A 22,748-nucleotide genomic window follows, 5' to 3' on the forward strand; every position below is an offset into this window, starting at 1 on the left:
CTATATTAGTAATTAACAAAGTGAACTAACTGTTCGGATATTTCTTTTTGGCAGACATGTTTCAAGAGGAGTTATTGGATGAAAAAACCACTGCTTGCGCTCACCGTTCTATCTCTGAGTTTGGGGTCGATTATTGCCCCAGTTCAAGCCACTGCCGCATTACCTTTGAATGTGGATGGCCAACAGTTACCTAGCTTGGCACCAATGCTTGAGAAGGTGACCCCAGCTGTTGTGAGTATTGCTGTAGAAGGTAAACAAGTACAAACCAGCCGCATTCCCGAGCAATTTCAATTTTTCTTTGGCCCAGACTTTCCTATGGAACAAAGGCGAGAGCGCCCGTTCAGAGGTTTAGGTTCTGGTGTCATTATTGATGCGAAGAAAGGCCATATTGTCACTAACTACCACGTGATCAAGGGGGCAGATGAGATTCGAGTTCGCCTCTTTGACGGGCGCGAGTATGACGCTACGCTCGTTGGCGGTGATGAAATGGCCGATGTTGCGTTACTTAAATTAGAGAAAGCGAAAAACTTAACGCAGATTAAAGTCGCGGATTCCGACAAACTGCGTGTCGGTGACTTTACGGTTGCGATTGGTAACCCATTTGGGCTCGGTCAAACCGTAACTTCGGGTATTGTTTCAGCCCTTGGTCGTAGTGGCTTAAACGTTGAAAACTTCGAAAACTTCATCCAAACCGATGCCGCAATTAACAGCGGTAACTCTGGTGGTGCATTGGTCAACCTTAATGGTGAGCTGATCGGTATTAATACTGCAATTTTAGGCCCTAACGGCGGTAACGTGGGTATTGGTTTTGCGATTCCATCAAACATGATGAAAAACCTCACTGATCAAATTCTAGAGTTTGGTGAAGTCAAACGCGGCATGTTGGGTGTGCAAGGTGGCGAAGTAACCTCTGAGCTAGCTGATGCACTGGGTTACGAGTCGAGTAAAGGGGCCTTTATTGGTCAAGTCGTACCGGACAGCGCAGCCGATAAAGCAGGGTTAAAAGCCGGTGACGTAATTGTATCGGTAAACGGCAAAGCGATTAATACTTTCTCAGAGCTTCGCGCAAAAGTGGCAACACTGGGCGCAGGTAAAGAAATCACATTAGGTGTGGTTCGAGATGGTAAGAATAAAACCTTTGATGTAACGCTTGGCGAATCTACGAATATGAAAGCTAAAGCGGAGACATTACATGAGGGACTCAAAGGTGCGGAGTTAAGCAATACAACACCAAGTGATGTAATCCAAGGTGTTAAAGTATCGAGCGTTGCAGATAACTCTCCGGCTGCTCAATATCAATTACAACAAGGTGACATTATTATCGGAGTGAACCGTCAACGAGTGAAAAACCTTGCCGAGCTTCGTACAATCGTAGAGAAACACAAAGGTGTACTGGCTCTTAATATTCAACGTGGTGAACGTACTATTTATCTTGTCATTCGTTAACCACTTTCAAAGTGATAGAAAATAAGGTTTTCGATGCATAGTACTGAGTGATAAGGCTCGATCACTTTTCCTTATCGCTCAATAACTAATGAAAAGGGCAGCGCGATGACGTGCTGCCCTTTTGTTATTTTTCAATGTAATGCTATTCTTCATCTTCGATGCCATTTTGGCGCTCACGCATGGAGAGGATATGCTCAGCTTTTTATTACGTTCTGTCTTTTTAGGCTTGGCTACTGCCGCAGTGGTATTACTGGCGGTTCCATCTTTGCGCAACAACGTAATTCCTGCCGCGCTTGATCCTCAACCTGTTAATATCGCATCAGTCGAGTTGACGTTTAATCAAGCGGTCCGAAGAGCAGCGCCTGCCGTGGTAAACATCTACAGTCGTAAGTATGTTGAGAATGATCGTAGTAAACTCTCAACTCAAGGCCTGGGGTCAGGGGTCATTGTTAGTGAGAAAGGCTACATCATTACTAACTATCATGTGGTCGCTCAAGCTGATCAAATTGTTGTGGCATTACAAGACGGCAGAGCCGCAGCGGCTCAGCTCGTAGGGACAGATAAGCGTACTGATATAGCCGTGCTGCGTGTCGAAGGTTCGAATTTGCCCGTAATCCCTCTGAACTCTAATTACAAACCACAAGTGGGCGATGTAGTACTAGCCATCGGTAACCCATACAACCTTGGACAAACCACAACGTTCGGCATTATTTCTGCCACAGGTCGTTCATCTATTAGCGATGGTCGTCAAGCATTCATTCAAACCGATGCCGCCATCAATGAAGGTAACTCTGGTGGAGCCCTAGTGAACACACAAGGCGAGCTCGTCGGCATTAACACCGCCTCTTTTCAGCAAGCGACAGACTTAGAAACTTACGGTATTTCTTTTGCTATCCCTGCGCCGCTAGCGAGTAAGATCATGCAGAAAATCATCGCTGATGGCCGCGTGATTCGTGGTTATATTGGAATCGACGGCCAAGACATTAATGCGGTCACTGCTCGCCTACTTGGAAATGAACACATAGGTGGTATTGTCGTACTTGGTATTGATCCAAATGGTCCAGCCAATGCGGCAGGCTTCCAAAAGCAGGACATCATTATCAGTATTGATGGCAATAAAGTGCAAGGGCGTCAGAGCGTTATGGATATCGTTACCGATTTACGTCCTGGCACCACCGTGGACGTCGGTATCATTCGCAAAGGAAAAGAGATGACCTTGAAAGTCACCATTGCCGAAGACAAGCAAGAAGCATAAAAAATCCCAGCCATTGGCTGGGATTTTTATTTGTGCGTTACTCGCTATCGCTCGGTGTTTCCGTCGTATCGGAATCATCTAGCTCAACTTCAATGCGAGTGACTCGCTGCAAACCTCTCGGTAGTAGCCCGCCTCGGCGACCACGTTCGCCACGGAAGTTATCAAGGTCAGACGGTTTAAGACCCAACTTTCGCTTACCCGCGTACAGCGTTAACGATGCACCTTTTGGTAAAGACATTAAGTGAGATAGTACTTCTTCTCGCTCTTTTGCTTTAGCAGCAGGAATGTTGATGATCTTATTCCCCTTACCTTTCGCCAGTTGTGGCAAGTCTTTGATTGGGAACAGCAGCATGCGACCTTGGTTAGTGATTGCTAAGATTTCATCAGAGTCTAAATCTTCAATCTCTTTTGGCGTCATGATCTCAGAGTTGGCAGGTAAAGTGACGAGCGCTTTACCACTGCGGTTTTTAGACAGCAAGTCCGCGCCTTTACATACAAAGCCGTAACCTGCATCTGAGCCCACCAGCCACAGCTGATCTTCTTCACTCATGATGACTTGGCGAATACTGCTACCAGCCGTAATATTCAAGCGACCGGTAATCGGCTCACCTTGACTACGAGCAGAAGGCAGTGAGTGCGATTCCAGAGAGTAACTTCGACCGTCACTACCTAGGAATACCGCAGGCTGATTACTCTTACCTCGAGCATGCGCTAAATACTTATCACCCGACTTATAGTTTAAGCCTTCGGCATCCACGTCATGGCCTTTCGCGTGACGAATCCAACCTTTCTCAGAAAGCACAACCGTGATTGGCTCACTTGGTACGAGGTCACGTTCAGTCAGCGCTTTTGCTTCTGCACGCTCAACCATTGGAGAGCGACGGTCATCACCGTATTTCTCTGCGTCTGCTTTGATTTCTTTTTTCAGTAGTGTATTCAGACGACGCTCAGAACCGAGTAGCTGTTCTAGCTTCTCACGCTCTTTCTCTAGCTCGTCTTGCTCACCACGGATCTTCATCTCTTCTAGTTTTGCTAGATGACGAAGTTTGGTATCTAAAATTGCATCCGCTTGGATATCGGTAATACCAAAGCGTTCCATCAGCACCGCTTTTGGATCGTCTTCAGTACGGATGATCTCAATCACTTCATCTAGGTTGAGGTAAGCAACCAACAAACCTTCCAAGATGTGTAGACGAGCCATTACTTTGTCTAGGCGGTGTTGTAGACGACGACGCACAGTCGTACGACGGAACTCGATCCACTCAGATAGAATTTGCACCAGACCTTTAACTTGAGGACGGTTATCCAAACCAATCATGTTCAAGTTAACGCGGTAACTGCGCTCAAGATCCGTTGATGCGAACAAATGGTTCATCAACAAGTCACAATCGACGCGGTTTGACTTAGGCACCACAACAATACGCGTTGGGTTCTCGTGATCCGATTCGTCACGAAGATCGTCAACCATTGGCAGCTTCTTCGCACGCATCTGGTTAGCGATTTGCTCAAGCAGTTTGGCACCCGATACTTGGTGAGGCAAAGAAGTGATAACAATATCAGAACCTTCTTTATGCCAAACCGCGCGCATTTTGATGCTGCCACGACCGTTGCGGTAAATCTTCTCGATATCCGCTTGCGGCGAGATAATTTCTGCTTCTGTTGGGTAATCTGGACCTTTGACATACTGCATCACGTCCGGCAGTTCTGCTTTCGGGTTGTCGATCAAATGAATAGTCGCATCTGCGATTTCACGAACGTTGTGCGGTGGGATGTCTGTTGCCATACCAACGGCAATGCCGGTTACACCGTTAAGCAGGATATGAGGCAGACGTGCTGGCAACATTTGTGGCTCTTTCATTGTGCCATCAAAGTTAGGTTGCCATTCAACCGTGCCCTGGCCAAGTTCGCCAAGCAATACTTCAGCAAACTTAGACAGTTTTGCTTCGGTATAACGCATTGCCGCAAATGATTTCGGATCATCTGGCGCACCCCAGTTACCTTGACCATCCACTAATGGATAGCGGTAAGAGAATGGCTGAGCCATCAATACCATCGCTTCGTAACACGCTGAATCACCGTGCGGATGGTATTTACCTAGCACGTCACCAACGGTACGCGCAGATTTTTTGTATTTTGCTGATGCAGAGAGACCAAGCTCTGACATCGCATAAATGATGCGTCGTTGAACCGGCTTTAAGCCATCACCAATGTATGGCAAGGCGCGGTCCATGATTACGTACATCGAGTAGTTCAGATAAGCGTCTTCAGTGAACTTGCGCATTGGCAATTGTTCGACGCCATCGTAGGTAATTTCTGTAGACATCCGTTACACCTCTGCCAAGTCGCCGTTGTTTTGTAGCCAAGAACGACGGTCATCTGCACGCTTTTTACCTAGCAGCATGTCCATCATTTCCATGGTCGCCGTAGAGTCGTCAATGGTTAACTGCACTAAGCGACGCGTGTTCGGATCCATGGTGGTTTCACGCAACTGAAGTGGGTTCATCTCACCCAGACCTTTGAATCGTTGCACGTTGATTTTGGCTTTCTTCTTCGACAAGCGCTCTAAAATGCCATCTTTTTCATCGTCATCGAGGGCGTAGAACACTTCTTTCCCGCAGTCGATTCGATACAGAGGCGGCATCGCCACATAGATATGACCCGCTTCCACTAGTGCGCGGAAGTGACGAGTAAATAGAGCACAAAGCAGCGTTGCGATGTGAAGACCATCCGAGTCCGCATCGGCAAGGATACAGATCTTACCGTAACGAAGACTCTCGAGGTTGTCGCTATCTGGGTCAATGCCTAAAGCAACAGAGATATCGTGTACTTCTTGAGACGCAAGAACTTGATCGGCAGAGACTTCCCACGTGTTCAAGATCTTACCACGCAGTGGCATCACAGCTTGGAATTCACGGTCACGTGCTTGTTTTGCCGAGCCACCCGCAGAGTCACCCTCCACAAAGAAGATTTCCGTGCGACTTAAGTCCTGTGCTGAACAGTCGGTCAACTTGCCTGGCAGTGCCGGGCCGGACGCCACTTTCTTACGTACGACTTTTTTCGCCGCTCGCATACGACGATGCGCGTTAGCGATACAGACTTCTGCCAATTGCTCTGCGAGCTGAGGCTTTTCGTTCAACCAAAGACTGAACGCATCTTTTACAACGCCAGAGACAAATGCCGCGGTTTGACGAGAAGAGAGACGTTCCTTGGTCTGGCCTGCAAATTGCGGGTCTTGAATCTTAACCGACAGCACGTAAGAACAGCGGTCGAAAACGTCATCACCCGTTAGCTTCACACCACGAGGTAATAGATTACGGAACTCACAGAATTCGCGCATCGCTTCCAACAAGCCTTGGCGTAAACCATTAACGTGCGTACCACCTTGAGCGGTTGGGATCAGGTTAACGTAGCTTTCGGTGATCATCTCACCGCCTTCTGGCTGCCAAATTACCGCCCAGTTTGCCGCTTCAGTATCCGCCAAGAACTCACCAGTAAATGGTTCTTCAGGAATAACAGGATAGCCTTTTACACCTTCCGCAAGATAGTCTTTCAAACCATCTTCGTAGTACCACTTATAGTCTTTGCCATTAACTTTGTCGGTTAATGTGATTTCTAAACCCGGACACAAAACCGCTTTTGCGCGCAGGTTGTTGACTAAGCGCGTCACAGAGAAGTTAGCCGAATCGAAGTACTTCGCATCAGGCCAGAAATGCACGCTGGTACCGCGATTGCGACGACCACATGTGCCAGTTACGGTCAGATCAGACACTTTCTCGCCGTGTTCAAATGCAATTTCATACACTTGACCATCACGACGAACTGTTACTTCAACGCGTTTTGACAACGCGTTTACTACAGATATACCTACCCCGTGCAAACCACCAGAGAATTGGTAGTTTTTGTTAGAGAACTTACCACCTGCGTGCAGCTTGCATAGGATTAACTCTACGCCTGATACTTTCTCTTCTGGGTGGATATCAACAGGCATGCCTCGACCATCATCGATCACTTCGAGTGATTGGTCAGCATGTAGGATGACTTGTACTTTTGAGGCATGTCCGGCTAGCGCTTCATCGACACTGTTGTCGATAACTTCTTGGCCCAAATGGTTTGGGCGCGCTGTATCCGTATACATCCCTGGTCGGCGACGTACTGGCTCTAAGCCATTCAGTACTTCAATGGCACCAGCATTATATTGTTCAGTCATAATACGGAATTATTCTCAAAGTTTACTTGTTGCCTGAGTATCACCAATGGGCGTACCCATACTCAGGAAACGAAAAAGCCACCCTGTTCACATCACTAAGAGTTTGTAAACATGATGCATAACAAAGTAGCCAGGGTCCTCGACCCTTAAGATCTTTTGGCAAAACATAGTCGGAAAGCATACCGCCCATGTCAAGAAACGGTTGGATATATCAATAAAAACTATGAGCCTTTTCCAATCGCTTTCGAATTACAGTTCTAGAAATTCGATAATCTGTGCAGGATAACGCTCAAAGCCTACAAAACTGTGATCACCGCCTTGTTCTACTGTTTGCTTAGCGTCTGCAAACTTATCTACCGCTTGTCGATAGTCTAAAACCTCATCTTCTGTTTGTTGCAATAACCAAAAAGAATGTGGCGACGCGATGCTTTGTACATCAAGAGCTTTTAACTCGTCAATATGACAAGCTTCAAGTGTATAGGTTTCATGCGTATATGGGTTAGTTTGCTTACCCAAATAATCTACTAGCAACTCATAAGGCTTGACTGCGGGGTTGACCACTACCGCTTTAAACCCAAACTTGTCATTTAGCCACGTTGACATAAAACCGCCTAATGAGCTGCCCACTAGACCAATTTTATAGTCGTCTTTATATTGCTCGATAATATCCAACAACATTTTCGCCGCTTGCTGAGGATAACAAGGTAACTGGGGAACAATCACCTTAATATCAGGCCTATGTTGCTCGCAGTAGGCTCTCATCACATTCGCTTTCATGGAGAGTGGAGAGCTATTAAAGCCATGGATATAGAGAAGAAGTGAAGATTTACTCATAGATATCTCGCATAAAAAAGCGAGCCCGAACAGAGAGCTCGGGCGCGTTAGTAGCCGTTAGAAGAGAAGTCTGGTTGGAACTGGCCATCAGGAAGCCGACCTACTTGGGTCGTAATATCGCCACAAGCGTGTAGTTGCAGCTCCCGCCAACCAGGCGAAGTGGTATCAAGGGCAAAATCATCCGAGTTAGGCTTAAACTGAACACAAGTTGAGGGTGTTGCCATCACTCGAATGCCCTTGTGAAGCACATTCATATCTTGATGAACATGACCACAGAGAATGCCTTTCACGTTATCAAAACGCTCGACAACCTGCCAAAACGCTTCGGCATCTTTTAAAGTATGTTGATCAAGCCACGCGCTTCCCACCAGTAACGGGTGATGATGCAACAAAACAAGTGTGTGTCTTTCTGGGTGTTCGGCTAGCTTTTCTTCGAGTAGCGTTAATTGCTGATCGCTCAAGCGCCCATGAGGAACGCCAACCACTTGCGAGTCTAAAAGAATTAACTGCCAATGCTCGCCAAGCAACACATGCTCTGCGGCTTTGATTTGTGGCGAAGGCAAAACACTGCCCATATTAGGCTTGTAATCATGATTACCAGGTAGCCAAAAACAGTCTTTCTCTAGCGGTTCAATGCCGTTGGCAAAGCGCTGATAAGATTCTGCACTATGGTCTTGGGAAATATCGCCCGTCGCCAAGATGTAATCAAACGCCACGTTGCGGCGTAAAACATCAGCAACAACAGCATTGAAGCTATCGACTGTTTTTACGCTTAGCAAACTTCCCTCATCGGCAGCAAACAGATGAGTATCCGTAATTTGTAAAAGTTTGATGCTGTCACTAGATGATTGCAAAATGAAAACCTGATTCGTCCACTATATCGTTATTTGTTATTTTCCTTTAGTGACGTGACGATCAATTGAAGGCAAGTGGTGTTCTACTGATACCACTTCGTAAACAAAACGTCAGCCATTCACCGAGGAATGTGTTTAATTGATGCTTTTCATCTTTCTGCATCAGTTGGTCATTGGGATAATCATACTTAGCTTTTATGCGAGAGAACTCTCCGCTTGAGCATACTTCGGCTACTCTCGCATCATGATAAAGCCTGACAGACATCGTCGGTAAAGGAAACACTGGCGTTTCATCACTCTGACATATCTCAACAACTGTGGTGTATTTTGTGATTTCATTCACGGTCAATTGGTAAACCATGTTCGCCGCTTGGTAGCAACGTACATCCCCAACTTCAGCAGAAGCAGGCAATAAGGCATTCAATTTAGCGTAGTTGGTCTCATACGTTCTCATAAGACCAGCTAAATCAACATGATATTGTTGTTTTTCAGCCAATTGTGCCATTACTCACTCTCCACCGTTTGGGATTGTCCCCATTCTGACTTTAACTCTTGATGGTGTAATTGCAGCCATTGCAACGCAATAATCGACGCACCATTTTCAAATTTCCCGTCCTTCACCCATTGATACGCCGTTTCACGACTCATGACATGAACTCGGATATCTTCATTCTCATAGTCTAAACCATGAATGCCGTGCGCTTTAGACGCATCCACTTCACCAACAAAGACGTCTAGCTTTTCCGAGCAACCACCAGCCGAAGGATAATAGGACGTAACAGGTACAACGCGCCCCACCTGAATCCCCGCTTCTTCGACAGCCTCTCGACGAATTACGGCTTCAGCAGATTCATCGCGGTCAATCATACCGGCGACAATTTCTAGCTGCCAAGGGTGTTCATGTTCCAACGCGCCAATACGAATCTGTTCAATGATTACGACCTGGTCCGTCTTTGGATCATAAGGAAGCATCGCTGCTGCGTGACCACGCTCGAACATTTCTCGTTCGACAACTCCACTCCAACCACCAGCAAATAGCCTATGCTGAAAGCGGTATTTCACCATTTTGAAAAAACCTTCAAATAAGGTTTCTTTCGAGATGACTTTTACATCTCGCGAAGTAAAATCTTGTTGTTGTTTGTCACACTGTTGCATTCAACACCTCTCTGAGTGAATCATGTAGTTTACTCATTGTTATTCGCTTGCTCAAAGGACTTGGCTCAACTTTTTGTATAATAGTTACAAATTAATTTAAGTCTTTGCTAAAAATTTATTGCACAAGTGGATAATTACGTGTAAAAAAGTGCAAACTTCAGAGTAAATATCGTGCAAATTGAGTTAAACTACTGAGAATTAACCAATCTATGGACCGCGGGAATAGAAAATGAAAAAATTGCTTCCACTATTTATCAGTGCAGCGCTAGGTAGCATGAGTACGTCTGCGTTCGCAGACTCTTTGGCTGAAATCTACGACTTGGCAAAACAAAATGATCCACAATTGCTCAGTGTAGCAGCACAACGTGACCAAGCTTTCGAAGCAATCACCTCAAGCCGTAGTGCTCTATTACCACAAATTAACCTTACTGCGGGTTACAATTTAACTCGTGGTGATACTGAATACGATTCAAATCTAATTAGCGACGTATCAAACGATGGCAACGCACTAACCGCTGGCGTTAGCTTTTCACAAGCACTTTACAACCGCGCATCTTGGATCTCTCTAGATACAGCTGAGAAAAGTGCTCGCCAAGCAGACGCAACTTACGCAGCGACGCAACAGGCACTGATTCTTCGCGTGTCACAAGCGTATTTTGAAGTTCTACGCGCACAAGATAATCTTGTTTTCGTACGTGCAGAAAAAGCCGCGGTTGGCCGCCAACTTGAGCAAACTAAACAGCGTTTTGAAGTAGGTTTGTCTGCAATCACTGACGTGCATGACGCACAAGCTCAGTACGACCAAGTGCTAGCGGACGAAGTGTTGGCAGAAAACGCGCTAACTAATAGCTACGAGTCACTGCGTGAAATTACAGGCCAAGAGCACAAAGATCTCAACATTTTGGACACTGGCCGCTTCACTGCTAGCCCATCGACCGTACCAGCTGAATCGCTCATTGATGAAGCAAAAACCAAAAACCTGACCTTGCTATCATCACGTATTCTTCAAGACATTGCGCGTGACAATATTTCACTAGCAAGCTCTGGCCACCTACCAACGCTCTCTCTAGACGGTGGTTACAACTACGGTGATACTTCTCATAGCTCTCGTAACAACACGACAGACAACTTCAATATTGGTGTGAACCTTGCTGTACCGCTATACACAGGTGGTAACGTAACCTCTCAAACCAAACAAGCTGAATACGCGTACGTGGCAGCAAGCGAAGATCTTGAAGCACAGTACCGTAGCGTAGTAAAAGATGTTCGCGCACAAAACAACAACATTAACGCCTCTATCGGCGCATTACGTGCGTATGAGCAAGCGGTTATTTCTGCACGCTCTGCACTAGAAGCAACAGAAGCTGGCTTTGATGTAGGTACTCGTACTATCGTTGATGTACTGGACGCGACTCGTCGTCTATACGATGCGAACAAAAACCTATCGAACGCTCGTTACGACTACATTTTAAGTGTTCTTCAGCTACGCCAAGCCGTTGGTACGCTAAGCGAACAAGACATCTTAGACGTTGATGCAGGTTTGAAAGCGGCAAAATAACCGCGAACTGAATACTTCAGGTCTCAATAAATAAAAAACGCCAGTTGAGTTATCAGCTGGCGTTTTTTATTACTTGTAGTTCAGAGCCTAAAAGTGTCTCTGAGCATCAAGTATCAAAAAGGCCGCACTTAGCGACCTTTATGAGCAAATAGCATTTCAATGCTAACAAACAGCAGGCTTAGCCCTTACCGCCTTTGATTGCATTAATGATTTCACTGGTCGAGCAGCCATCTTCAAAGTTCAATACACGAACTTCACCACCCGCCGCAATGACTTCTTTACCACCAGCAATCTCTTCTGGTTTGTAGTCACCGCCTTTTACTAGCAAGCTTGGTAGAACTTCTGAGATCAAACGCTGCGGCGTATCTTCACTAAATGGTACAACCCAATCCACAGCGCCCAAACCTGCCAACACCGCCATGCGGCGATCGGTTGGGTTTACCGGACGACCAGGGCCTTTAAGGCGTTTTACTGACTCATCGGTATTTACCGCAACGATTAGGCGATCGCCCAGTTCAGCAGCATGGTTTAAGTAAGACACATGCCCAGCGTGCAGAATATCAAAGCAGCCATTTGTCATAACGACTTTCTCGCCACGAGCACGTGCTTTTTTCACCGCTTCGATCAGTGCTTTTTCTGAAATCACACCGTAATCCGTGTCTTGGCTGCCATGTACCGCTTCTGCTAATTCAATCTCAGAAAGCGTTGACGTACCTAGTTTACCAACCACAACACCTGCCGCTGCGTTTGCTAGTGCACACGCTTCTTCAAATGATTTGCCTGCGGCAACAGACGCTGCCAATACAGAGATAACCGTGTCGCCCGCACCTGTCACGTCGTACACTTCTTTCGCTTGAGTTGGAAGATGGAAGGGTTCCTGGCCACGACGAATCAAGGTCATTCCATTTTCGCTGCGTGTCACTAAAAGCGCTTCAAATTCAAACTCTTCAACCAAAGCCAGTGCTTTCTCTACTAGCTCTTGGTCAGATTTCACTTTACCTACAACGTCTTCGAACTCTTTCATGTTTGGCGTAAGAAGTGTTGCGCCACGGTAGCGTTCAAAATCCGCACCTTTCGGGTCAATGAAAACCGGAATATTTGCTGCGCGCGCTTTTTGAATGTATGCCTGAACATGCTCTAACGAGCCTTTTGCGTAGTCAGACATAATCACGGCTTTAACGTTTGGCAGTGCGGCATCCATACGTGATAGCACAGGTGCAGAATCTGTGTTTTCAAACTTGTCTTCGAAGTCGAGACGAATAAGCTGTTGTCCACGGCTCATTACGCGAAGCTTCGTAATCGTTGGGTAATCAGGCAGTGCAACGAAATCGCACTTCACATTGAGTGAGCTCAGCGTCTCCGTCAGCACTTTTGCAGGCTCATCTTCCCCAGTTAGACCAACAATGTGAGCATGGCCACCTAGTGATGCGATGTTCATCGCAACGTTCGCAGCACCACCAGGACGCTCTTCATTGTTTTCTACTTTTACAACAGGAACCGGCGCTTCAGGAGAAATGCGTCCGGTTGGGCCATACCAGTAACGATCTAGCATGACATCACCGATGATGAGCACACCAGCGCTGTTGTAATCAGGTAGAATTGGTTTCATTGTTGGTCTCCAAAAATTAAATCGAAGTGAGTTTATCACAGCCCTTATCGAGGCTAAATATATGGTCTTAACTGAACCACTGATTCCAAGCCTGTTTTACCCACTCCCTTTCGGCAACAAACTTATCTTCCACCACATCAGCGTCTAAATTGAGTAGATTTCGGCGGTGTATTTCGTTGCGCATTGTCGTGTAAGCACGTATCAACTGCATTGCTTGGTCTTCGTCCATAACATCTTGCGCAATGAGCGTTTCAAAGATGCGCACATTATCACACCAACGCGTCAATTTCGGCTTATCGTGACTATAGTTGAGCACTAGGTACTGAGCGAGAAATTCGATATCGGTAATCCCACCCACATCTTGCTTGAGCATAAAGCGGCCTGGCTTTTTCCCCCCAAGATGACCGCGCATTTTTTCTCTCATTTCGACAACGTCTTTTTTCAGTTCAGCTTGATCGCGTGCTTTGCACAGCACATCATGCCGCGTATTGTGAAATGCAATTGCCAGTGGTTCATCACCATAAATCATGCGCGCGCGGACAAGTGCTTGATGCTCCCATGTCCACGCGTCTTGATGTTGGTAGTCGTCGAACGCGTCTGTTGGGCTAACCAACAAACCCGATGCACCGGACGGACGCAATCGGGTATCGACCTCGTATAAAATACCGGAAGCGGTGCGAGTGGAGAAAATATGAATGATACGCTGTGCTAAACGAAGGTAGAACTGACGACCATCAATCTCTTTTTTGCCGTCAGTGTAGACATTGACTGGGCAGTCATGCATGAAGACAATATCCAAGTCGGAGTTATAGCCGAGCTCCCACCCTCCGACTTTACCATAGCCAATTACAGCAAAGCCTTTACCTTCACGATCTTTCACATGCGTTGGCTCGCCATACTTTTCAGATACTTGCAACCAAGCCTGACTGATCACCGCATCCACGATAGCTTCCGCTAAATAAGTTAAATGGTCACTCACTTTCATCACTGGCAATGCGCCAGCAATATCTGCCGCTGCAATACGCAAAATACAAATTTGCTTAAACTGACGCAACGCTTCCATTTGCTGTTCCATATCATCTTCAGGAATACGCGCCAAATAATCACGCAGCTCTGTACGGTAACTGTCTAATGGAATGGGATTGTACAGCTGCGCAGGGTCGATTAACTCATCAAGCAAGATAGGATAACGAGACAGCTGCTCTGAAATCATTGGGCTTGCGGTACACAAACGTACGAGCTGCACCAGAGCCGCTGGATGCTCATCCAATAATTCCAAGTAAGTTGTGCGAGTGCAGATGTTGTGTAGCAAGTGAAGTACACGAGATAAACCAAACTGTGCATCAGGATGGGCAAAGACCGCATCAAACACTTTCGGCATCAAACGGTTGAGCACTTCGCGTCCACGTGGGCCTAACGTTTTTTTGGCCAGATCGGTTTTAAAGTTGATGATGGTTTTCGCGCATGAAGCAAAGTCTTCAATCTGAATATCCTGCTGCAAGATATGCTCAAGAACGTCTTGTTTGTCGGCCATATCCCATAGCTCATGAAAATGACGAGCAACAGTAGTCCCCTCGTCTTCTTCATCATCACCAATTAGTGATTCAAAAACTTGGTGAACATTTGCCATATGCTGCTGGGTTTGCTCAATTAATTGCTCCCAACAGCTCATTTTCATCGCAGTGGCGAGCTTTAAGCGTTCGGTTTCGCAATCAGGCAGCGTCTGGGTTTGCTTATCCGCCATTGCTTGCAACAAGTTTTCTAATTGACGCAAGTACTTGTATGCGGCTTCTAGATCGCTGACTTCTTGTGGAGTAAGCAATGCCAGCTCTTCAATGCCTTGCAGCGTTTCCAACAGCCCTCGATTACGCAAAGAAGGCTCTCGACCACCTCGAATTAATTGAAAAACTTGAGCGATAAATTCAATTTCTCGGATGCCACCCGCACCTAGCTTAATGTTGTTATTCAACCCTCGGCGGCGAACCTCGCTACTGATCATCGACTTCATTCGTCGCAAAGATTGAATCGCACTGAAATCAATATAACGACGAAAAACAAAAGGGCGCAGCATTTGGCGTAGCTCTTGATACTGCGGGTACATCTCACATCCCATCACCCGAGCTTTGATCATCGCGTAACGTTCCCAATCTCGCCCCTGTTCTTGGTAATAATCTTCAAGTGCGGCATAGCTCATTACCAAGGGGCCACTTTCTCCAAATGGGCGAAGTCGCATGTCGACGCGGTAGCAAAAACCATCGAAGGTTTGTTGGTCGAGCGCTTTGATGATGCGTTGACCAAGACGAGTAAAGAACTGGGCATTGGCAATGCTTCGGCGTGCGCCTTGGGTTTCGCCATTCTCTGGGTACGTGAAAATTAGATCAATATCGGAAGAAAAGTTTAACTCGCCACCACCTAGTTTCCCCATGCCGATAATTAACATCGGCTGCACTTCACCGTCCTCACTTGTTGGCGTGCCCCACTCCTGACAACACACTTGATATTGCCATTGATAGGTTTCAAAAATCATCGCTTCTGCCAACTCAGATAAGTGGCTTAAAGACGTCTCTAGCGACCATGCATGCGTGAAATCCTTCCACGCAATGTACACCATTTCTCGGTTGCGAAACTGACGCAATACGCGATGACCAGACATCTCATCAGGACATTGTTCCAACAGTTCAGCAAGGCGTGAGCGGTAAGACTCCTGACGACTTGGCTGCGCTAACATACTTGGCAACTCACGGGCTAGGACTTCATCGCGATGAATAGCTTCGGTTATAAATTGGCTTAAGCCCGCCACATAACGAAATTGCTGCGCAACCTCATCGGGCCAAAGGGGAAAATAACCTGCGTCTTGGGCGTTTTGTACGGCAGATTCAGCGATAGAAATCAGTGGCGAAGGCAGCTGCATTTTTCTTCCTTGTTTGAAAAGCACGGTAACTCATTCTTTATACCAGACTGAAAGCAAATAAAAACGCCCACAAAAGGTTTGTGGGCGTTTTATCAAAAGTTCGGGATCGAATATTAAACTTGGAAAGATTTGATCTTCTTGTCTAGCTCACCTGCATTATTTTGCATCATTTCAGAGGTTTCTAGCAGCTCGGTAACAACAACAACTGAGGCTTCCACCAACTCACGTACATTGGTGAGGTTTTGGCTCATCTCTTCTGCAACACTGCTTTGCTGACCAGACGCCGTCGCGATCTGGAAGTTCATATCATTGATTTGCGTCACTTGCCCAACAATACCATCGAGCTCAGATCCAGCATTAGAAACCAGCTCGTTTCCATCTGCCGCTTCTACAACGCTTTTTTCCATGAGTTCTACCGCAGATTCAGCACTGGTTTGCAGCTGTGCGATCATCTCTTGAATTTCTACCGTCGCTTGTTGTGTGCGTTGGGCAAGGTTACGAACTTCATCTGCAACCACAGCAAAACCCCGCCCAGCCTCGCCAGCTCGCGCCGCTTCAATCGCCGCATTCAGTGCAAGCAGGTTAGTTTGTTCAGAAATGCCTTGAATCGTCCCCACAACGCTACCAATGGCTTCAACACGTTCTTCAACTTGGTTAACCGCTTGTGCCGATGAAGCGATATCCGATGAAAGTTCACTCATTTTCGCCATTGTACTTTGCAAGAACTGCTGACCAGAAATTGCTTGCGCGGAAGCTTGCTCTGTTAGAGAAGATGCCGTCTGGGCATGTTCCGCAACCGTTTGGACCGTCGACGACATTTCACTCATCGCCGTAGCAAGTTGATCAATTTCGTTAAACTCTTCTTGCGCCGATTCCTTCGTTTCCGACATGCTCAGTGTCATGACTTCGGTGAGCGTTGATAATTCATCAGACGCATTAATTTGCATTTGAATCACATCGTGCAATTGTCGACGTGTCTTTTCTAATTCACGTGCCACGTCTCCGTATTCATCTTTACAATCCATACCAAATGGAACAGAGAGGTTCTTGCTCGCCATCAGTTTGATCGCGTCGCTCAGATACTGTGTTTGACGCAACATTACTCTAGCCGCCGCTAATAAGAGCACGACAAAAACCACTATCAATAAGGCGGTTTGCCAAGCAACTTGCGTTAAGTATGCTTCATAATGCTGTTGGGCAACTTGCGCGTTTTGTGTCGCCGCTAAAAGTGAGTCGTAAAAAGTGTTTGCGTCCCACAGTTGTTTTGCCACGATCAGGACAGTGCTGAAGACCATCAACATGACCATTTTAGGCACCAGTCGAATGTCGGATATGACCCTTTCCCATGGCTTAAATGCCAGCTTTTCCATTGTCAGTTCTCCACCGAGTCTTATATAGTCTTTATCTATAATCTTTATATTACTTATAGTTATGTTCGCGCTTTGCGTGGTTACGCGATTTATTTTGAGCTTCGTATGAAAAACAATGATATCAAAGACAGCACACGACCGATGGGCCTGTTGTCACTAATATTGTCTTTTATGGCACTATTTGTGATCTCTGGCTTGTTGTTTTTCCCGATCGATCACGAAACCCGTCAAGTTCTTATCGGTCTGGATTTCATAATCTGTAGTATTTTTCTACTACAGCTCACCATTGATTTGATCCGGTCCACAGATCGCTGGTTATTCCTTAAACGTCATTGGATAGATTTCGTGGCGAGCATCCCATTGATAGAGCCCCTGCGCTTTGCTCGTATTTTTCATATTATGCGAGTGGTATTAGTACTGCGTTCGTCAAAGTTCATTTTGCATCAGCTCAAAGAAAACCGCCGCGAAACCACGGTCGCCTCTATACTGCTATTGATGGTTATCCTCATAACACTCGGTTCTAGTGCAATGCTGTTTATCGAAGCGAAAAACCCAGAAGCGAATATTCGTACTGGCGCCGATGCTTTGTGGTGGGTATTTGTAACAATCTCAACGGTTGGTTACGGCGATCATTATCCAGTGACCTCCATAGGAAAGTTTTTGGCTGTCATCATCATTGTTTGCGGGGTGGGTATCTTTGGTATGATCTCGGGTCTTATCACCTCTATCCTTACTGCCCCAACGAAACAACAGACGCACAGTTCAATCAATAAAGAACGTATGCTCGAGCAGCTCCTAAGCCAACAAGCGCAAATACTAGAACGACTCGATTTCATGGAAAAAGAGCTACAACAACGTAAAACAGAGACAAAAAAATAGGACCATGCGGTCCTATTTTTTTGTTCTTATCACCAGAACGATCATTCACGCCAATAAGGCTGAACTTCCACACTGATCGCTCGGGTTTGATCCATTGCATGCAAAATTGAGCGCTCTTGACGGTGCAACCAGCGTTCTAACTGCTCTTTTTCTGCGTCTTCCAGCATATCAACCAACGGGAGTAAGTGGTTCAGCATTAGCAGATCATCGATACCATGCACTAGATCCGCCCATGGTAAACGGAAGCTGTTACGCTCATCCGAGTTATACAAACTCGCGAAACCAATACCAGTATAGAGGTTACGCAATAAGCGATAACGCTGATCAACGTACTCTTGCGCCGTCAAATCGCGCTCTGCTGGGAAAGCTTCCATTAGCTCAGCCCAAGTGCGATCGAGCTGAGTAACTGAAAACGGCATGATGTTACTTGCCATTTTTTCACGTGCTTTTTCATCAAGAAATGGCTGCCAACCGCGCGCTAAGATCCAGCGGCTTAGATCCAGCAGTAACCCTGTGTAACGCGCGGAATTGAGCAACCCTAGCACTTCTTCACGGCTTGGCAACTCTTGTAACTGCTGAGTCAACTCAGATACTAAGAACTTACGCGCATCCAACTTGCGCAGCACATTGCCTTTGTCATCTAAAAGCTCTTCAAGGTGTGCATGCTCATCCAACCAACTCAGTTCTTCTTCCAACCATTTAAGCTCTTGGCGCAGAATCGCGCTCGCGCGACGAGGGACAATCCCGCCAAAAATGGTCAATGTTTGACGAATGAAACGAATGGCATTACTGATTTCACGCAGTGCTTCCACGCTGTCACGCTCAGCATAAATTTGCTCGTGATAATGCCAATGAGACAAAGCGTGCTCTAAAGAGTTGATCAAGCAAAATTCAACGGTATCCGTCGGACTACTGTCCACAAGTGCCAATGATTTTACTTCATCACCCGCATAACCGCTTGCAAGTCGATAACCTTTCGCCGCTTTGCTCAAGTTACCCAAGCGCATACCACCTTGCTCGCAAAAGCTGCGTGCCAGTGTGAATAAAGCTTCGGTTTGGCCAGACTTAAGTTCCAGTTCAACTTCGCAAATTGGCTCTTGCTTCTCTTCTTCGTCTTCACCTTTGGCTACAACTAAGCCTTGGTCAAAAGCAACTTCAATCTGACTGCCATCGGGCATGCCAATCAGCCATTGTTCACGTGTGAAGTTGGTCGAGAATAATGGCATAAGCTCGGATTGCAGCGTTTCTGCATCTTTACCTGGAGGCCAAATATCTAGAGGATGAAGCGACAGATTAGGCTCGTCGCTAGTGTGCTCAGCATTGTATTCTGGTCTTTGATGTAAGCCTGCGACGACGCGTCCTGCTGTCTTTACGGTTTGGACGAATACATCATCAAAACGGCGAATTCTTAAACCAATGTCGTGCTTTCGAAGCCATTTATCGGCAGTATCAAAATAGGTGTTACCCAAGTCACGACAACTATGCTGAAGTACTTTTGTCTCAGAAATTTTTTCTTTTAAAGTTTCTGAAAATTCAGGAGAAACAAAAAACTTCAGTTCTATTTCGGTTTCCATAGCTATACCTTTCAAAGCAGATAGAAACAGGATATTGCGTAATTTCTCACACGGCAAGAGAGAAATATCGCCGGAATGATGATCTAAAACAGTTTTAATGAGCGATTTAATGCGTTACCATGCGCGCCTTTATAGCCATCGTTCAACATTTCGCCAAGCACTCAGAAATGGTGTATGTTTTTTTAAGGTTATAGTTATTAGGTTGAATGACCATGCCAGTAAATACAATTATGGGGTTATTTGCAAAGTCCCCAATTAAGCCTTTGCAACGCCACGTTGTGTGTGTCAACGAATGTTGTTCACACTTGGTGAAATTCTTTGAAGTATCTTCAAAGGGTGATTGGGAAAAAGCAGCAGAAATCCGTGCACAAATTTCTCACCTAGAGAAAGAAGCGGATGTGCTGAAACGTGAAATCCGTCTAAAACTGCCTCGCGGTTTGTTCATGCCAGTCGACCGTACTGACATGCTTGAGCTTTTGACTCAACAGGACAAACTTGCAAACCTGGCAAAAGACATTGCTGGCCGTGTATATGGTCGTCAACTTGTCATCCCTGAGGCTCTCCAACCAAACTTCCTCGCTTACGTTCAACGTTGTCTTGATGCTGCCGATCAGGCGCAAAAGGTAATCAATGAACTTGATGAATTGCTAGAAACCGGCTTCAAAGGCCGTGAAGTGACGCTCGTCGCTGAAATGATTCATCAATTAGACGTTATCGAAGATGATACCGATGCCATGCAGATTGAACTTCGCCAACAGTTGATGGTGATTGAAGCTGACATGAACCCTATCGATGTCATGTTCCTATACAAGATTCTTGAATGGGTAGGTGGTATTGCCGACCAAGCGCAGCGCGTAGGTGCTCGTTTGGAAGTCATGCTATCTCGATCTTAAAACATAAAGTTAACGACATAACGAAGAGCATAATTAACACGTGTCATAGGGACGATGACTATTTTCATCGTCTTATGGTTTGGCGCGCGTAAAATTTTGTTCCGCTTGTTATAAAACAACTAGGTATTACGATGGATATCCTTGCGAACTACGGCACTGTCCTGATTATTGTTGCAGCGATTTTTGGTTTCATGATGGCGATTGGTATTGGCGCGAACGACGTTGCTAATGCGATGGGTACATCTGTAGGTTCAAAAGCGCTAACTGTAAAACAAGCTATCATCATTGCGATGATCTTCGAATTTGCAGGTGCTTACCTTGCAGGCGGTGAAGTAACCGACACTATCCGTAAAGGTGTAATCGAAACTTCTTTATTTGCTAGTCAACCAGATGTTCTTGTCTACGGCATGATGTCTGCGCTTTTAGCAGCAGGTACATGGCTGCTTCTTGCTTCTTACATGGGCTGGCCAGTATCAACGACTCACTCAATCATCGGTGCAATCATTGGTTTTGCATGCGTATCAGTAGGTACTGAAGCGGTTGACTGGGGCAGCGTTCAAGGCATTGTTGGTAGCTGGATTATTACGCCAGTGATTTCAGGTTTCTTTGCTTACGTTATCTTTGTCAGCGCACAGCGCCTGATTTTTGATACTGAGAACCCTCTGTTTAACGCGAAACGTTTTGTACCTGTTTACATGTTCATCACAACAATGGTGATTGCACTTGTAACCATCAAAAAAGGTCTAAAACACGTTGGTCTTCACCTGACCAATGGTGAAGCCTGGATGTGGGCAGCAGCAGTTTCAGCACTTGTGATGATTGGCGGCTACGTATACATCCAGAAAAAATTCGCTAATCGCGAAGAGGACCGCAGCTTTTCTGGCGTGGAAGGTATCTTCAGCGTTCTGATGGTTATCACCGCTTGTGCGATGGCATTTGCACACGGTTCAAACGACGTTGCAAACGCCATTGGTCCACTGTCTGCTGTCGTATCGACTGTTGAACACATGGGCGAAATCAGCACGAAAAGCACCATCGCTTGGTGGATTCTACCTCTTGGTGGTATTGGTATCGTGGTCGGTCTTGCAACACTGGGTCACAAAGTAATGGCAACCGTTGGTACAGGCATCACTGAGCTAACGCCTAGCCGCGGCTTTGCAGCACAGCTAGCAACAGCATGTACAGTAGTTCTAGCGTCTGGTACAGGCCTGCCAATTTCAACCACTCAAACATTGGTTGGTGCGGTTCTCGGTGTTGGCTTTGCTCGTGGTATCGCAGCACTGAACCTAGGCGTAGTTCGTAACATCGTGGCATCATGGATCGTTACACTACCAGCAGGTGCGTTATTGGCCGTAGTATTCTTCTACGGACTTCAAGCGATGTTCGCTTAAGACACTCGTCAATAGAATGTAAGCGCTTTGTCATTATTGACTCAAACGCACAGAAAGGGAGGCTTTGCCTCCCTTCTTTGTTGCACCGAAGTTTGAAACTGCATACTATTCGTCTATTTCCGGCTCCAATCATTCGGTGCCAACGCTGTCTCCAAGAAAAATCGTTAAGGGATTTACTGTGAAAAAACTAATCATCACGGTTTTGTTTACTTTGCTAGCAGCGCCAGCGGCCCTAGCAGCAGACCGTTATATTTCTGATGACCTCTTCACTTTTATGCACTCAGGTCCAAATAACACCTACCGTATTATTGGTAGTGTTAACGCCGGTTCTAAAGTACAACTGATTAAAACCAACCGAGATACTGGCTATACGCAAGTTCGTGATGACCGTGGTCGCACTGGTTGGGTACAAAGCAAGTTTGTGACAAACCAAGAGAGCATGGCAATTCGCCTTCCTCGCATTGAGAAAGAGCTAGCCGAAGTAAAAGAGCAGCTTGCTAATGCTCGTCAAACTTCTGATGCAGAGAAAGCCGGTCTTGTTACCTCTCTCGAAACACGTAACCAACAAATTTCAGATCTAGAAAATAAATACTCTGAGATCAGCGATCAGCTTACTTCTGTTGAAACAGAAAACCGCGAGCTACGCGCAAAACTGGATACACAAAAAGATGACATGCTGCTTAAGTACTTCACTTATGGCGGCGGTGTTGCAGGTTTAGGTTTACTATTTGGTTTGATTCTTCCGCATGTCATGCCTCGTAGAAAGCGCTCTCCTGCGGGTTGGGCATAAACCCTTACGCTTTTATCTTTAA

The 22,748-nt window shown here is 46.1% G+C and carries 17 protein-coding genes; 7 read left to right on the forward strand and 10 right to left on the reverse strand.

What is annotated here, in order from left to right; genetic code table 11:
• Nucleotides 1-78 precede the first annotated feature (78 nt).
• Together L3V37_RS14765 and degS are read left to right on the forward strand one after the other, a co-directional pair.
• Entirely contained in the window at nt 79-1,446 is a 1,368-nt protein-coding gene (locus tag L3V37_RS14765; protein ID WP_025768400.1) for a Do family serine endopeptidase, read from the forward strand.
• A 190-nt stretch (nt 1,447-1,636) separates the two neighbouring features.
• Entirely contained in the window at nt 1,637-2,701 is a 1,065-nt protein-coding gene (gene degS / locus L3V37_RS14770) for an outer membrane-stress sensor serine endopeptidase DegS (protein WP_017633606.1), read from the forward strand.
• Nucleotides 2,702-2,738: 37 nt separating this feature from the next.
• Here degS and parC read toward each other — a convergent pair whose 3' ends face one another.
• From parC to nudF, 6 genes are all read right to left on the reverse strand, one after another.
• The gene (parC, locus tag L3V37_RS14775; RefSeq protein ID WP_017633605.1) at nt 2,739-5,024 is read right to left on the reverse strand and encodes a DNA topoisomerase IV subunit A; all 2,286 of its coding nucleotides are present in this window, start codon (nt 5,022-5,024) and stop codon (nt 2,739-2,741) included.
• Nucleotides 5,025-5,027: 3 nt separating this feature from the next.
• Entirely contained in the window at nt 5,028-6,908 is a 1,881-nt protein-coding gene (gene parE / locus L3V37_RS14780) for a DNA topoisomerase IV subunit B (RefSeq protein WP_005387417.1), read from the reverse strand.
• A gap of 249 nt (nt 6,909-7,157) precedes the next feature.
• Nucleotides 7,158-7,742 (reverse strand): esterase YqiA, encoded by a 585-nt coding sequence (gene yqiA, locus L3V37_RS14785; protein WP_237306514.1) that lies wholly within the window; start codon nt 7,740-7,742, stop codon nt 7,158-7,160.
• A gap of 47 nt (nt 7,743-7,789) precedes the next feature.
• The gene (gene cpdA, locus L3V37_RS14790; protein WP_005387419.1) at nt 7,790-8,596 is read right to left on the reverse strand and encodes a 3',5'-cyclic-AMP phosphodiesterase; all 807 of its coding nucleotides are present in this window, start codon (nt 8,594-8,596) and stop codon (nt 7,790-7,792) included.
• A 61-nt stretch (nt 8,597-8,657) separates the two neighbouring features.
• Nucleotides 8,658-9,101: a DUF1249 family protein gene (locus L3V37_RS14795; RefSeq protein WP_017633603.1), complete on the reverse strand. Its 444-nt coding sequence runs from the start codon at nt 9,099-9,101 to the stop codon at nt 8,658-8,660.
• Nucleotides 9,101-9,751: an ADP-ribose diphosphatase gene (gene nudF / locus L3V37_RS14800; protein WP_237306515.1), complete on the reverse strand. Its 651-nt coding sequence runs from the start codon at nt 9,749-9,751 to the stop codon at nt 9,101-9,103. The genes L3V37_RS14795 and nudF overlap by 1 nt, the downstream gene beginning before the upstream one ends.
• 229 nt (nt 9,752-9,980) lie before the next feature.
• Here nudF and tolC point away from each other — a divergent pair, with 229 nt between their 5' ends.
• On the forward strand, nt 9,981-11,309 hold the full coding sequence (tolC, locus tag L3V37_RS14805) for an outer membrane channel protein TolC (RefSeq protein WP_237306516.1): 1,329 nt from the start codon (nt 9,981-9,983) through the stop codon (nt 11,307-11,309).
• A gap of 178 nt (nt 11,310-11,487) precedes the next feature.
• Here tolC and hldE read toward each other — a convergent pair whose 3' ends face one another.
• From hldE to L3V37_RS14820, 3 genes are all read right to left on the reverse strand, one after another.
• Complete coding sequence (gene hldE, locus L3V37_RS14810) at nt 11,488-12,918, reverse strand: bifunctional D-glycero-beta-D-manno-heptose-7-phosphate kinase/D-glycero-beta-D-manno-heptose 1-phosphate adenylyltransferase HldE (protein WP_017633601.1); 1,431 nt, start codon at nt 12,916-12,918, stop codon at nt 11,488-11,490.
• Between the two features lie 67 nt (nt 12,919-12,985).
• Nucleotides 12,986-15,829 carry a bifunctional [glutamate--ammonia ligase]-adenylyl-L-tyrosine phosphorylase/[glutamate--ammonia-ligase] adenylyltransferase gene (glnE, locus tag L3V37_RS14815; RefSeq protein WP_064368976.1) on the reverse strand — a complete coding sequence of 948 codons (2,844 nt, stop codon included), beginning with the start codon at nt 15,827-15,829 and terminating at the stop codon, nt 12,986-12,988.
• Between the two features lie 113 nt (nt 15,830-15,942).
• Entirely contained in the window at nt 15,943-17,199 is a 1,257-nt protein-coding gene (locus tag L3V37_RS14820) for a methyl-accepting chemotaxis protein (RefSeq protein ID WP_005379890.1), read from the reverse strand.
• 105 nt (nt 17,200-17,304) lie between these two features.
• On the opposite strand from L3V37_RS14820, the gene L3V37_RS14825 reads away from it, so the two are divergent.
• Nucleotides 17,305-18,078 carry a potassium channel family protein gene (locus L3V37_RS14825; protein WP_005387432.1) on the forward strand — a complete coding sequence of 258 codons (774 nt, stop codon included), beginning with the start codon at nt 17,305-17,307 and terminating at the stop codon, nt 18,076-18,078.
• A 41-nt stretch (nt 18,079-18,119) separates the two neighbouring features.
• Here the strand turns inward: L3V37_RS14825 and L3V37_RS14830 are convergent, their stop codons facing one another.
• Nucleotides 18,120-19,652, reverse strand: coding sequence for an inorganic triphosphatase (locus tag L3V37_RS14830; RefSeq protein ID WP_005379894.1), 1,533 nt, complete (start codon nt 19,650-19,652; stop codon nt 18,120-18,122).
• A 212-nt stretch (nt 19,653-19,864) separates the two neighbouring features.
• Between L3V37_RS14830 and L3V37_RS14835 the strand changes: the two genes are divergently transcribed.
• From L3V37_RS14835 to L3V37_RS14845, 3 genes are all read left to right on the forward strand, one after another.
• Nucleotides 19,865-20,545 carry a TIGR00153 family protein gene (locus L3V37_RS14835; protein WP_005379896.1) on the forward strand — a complete coding sequence of 227 codons (681 nt, stop codon included), beginning with the start codon at nt 19,865-19,867 and terminating at the stop codon, nt 20,543-20,545.
• A 131-nt stretch (nt 20,546-20,676) separates the two neighbouring features.
• Nucleotides 20,677-21,936 carry an inorganic phosphate transporter gene (locus L3V37_RS14840; protein ID WP_005379898.1) on the forward strand — a complete coding sequence of 420 codons (1,260 nt, stop codon included), beginning with the start codon at nt 20,677-20,679 and terminating at the stop codon, nt 21,934-21,936.
• 178 nt (nt 21,937-22,114) lie between these two features.
• On the forward strand, nt 22,115-22,726 hold the full coding sequence (locus L3V37_RS14845) for a TIGR04211 family SH3 domain-containing protein (RefSeq protein ID WP_005379900.1): 612 nt from the start codon (nt 22,115-22,117) through the stop codon (nt 22,724-22,726).
• Nucleotides 22,727-22,748: the final 22 nt, after the last annotated feature.

Origin of the sequence: Vibrio sp. D54 (assembly GCF_021728075.1) — a bacterium.
In the GTDB taxonomy this organism is placed as follows: Bacteria; Pseudomonadota; Gammaproteobacteria; order Enterobacterales; family Vibrionaceae; genus Vibrio; species Vibrio alginolyticus.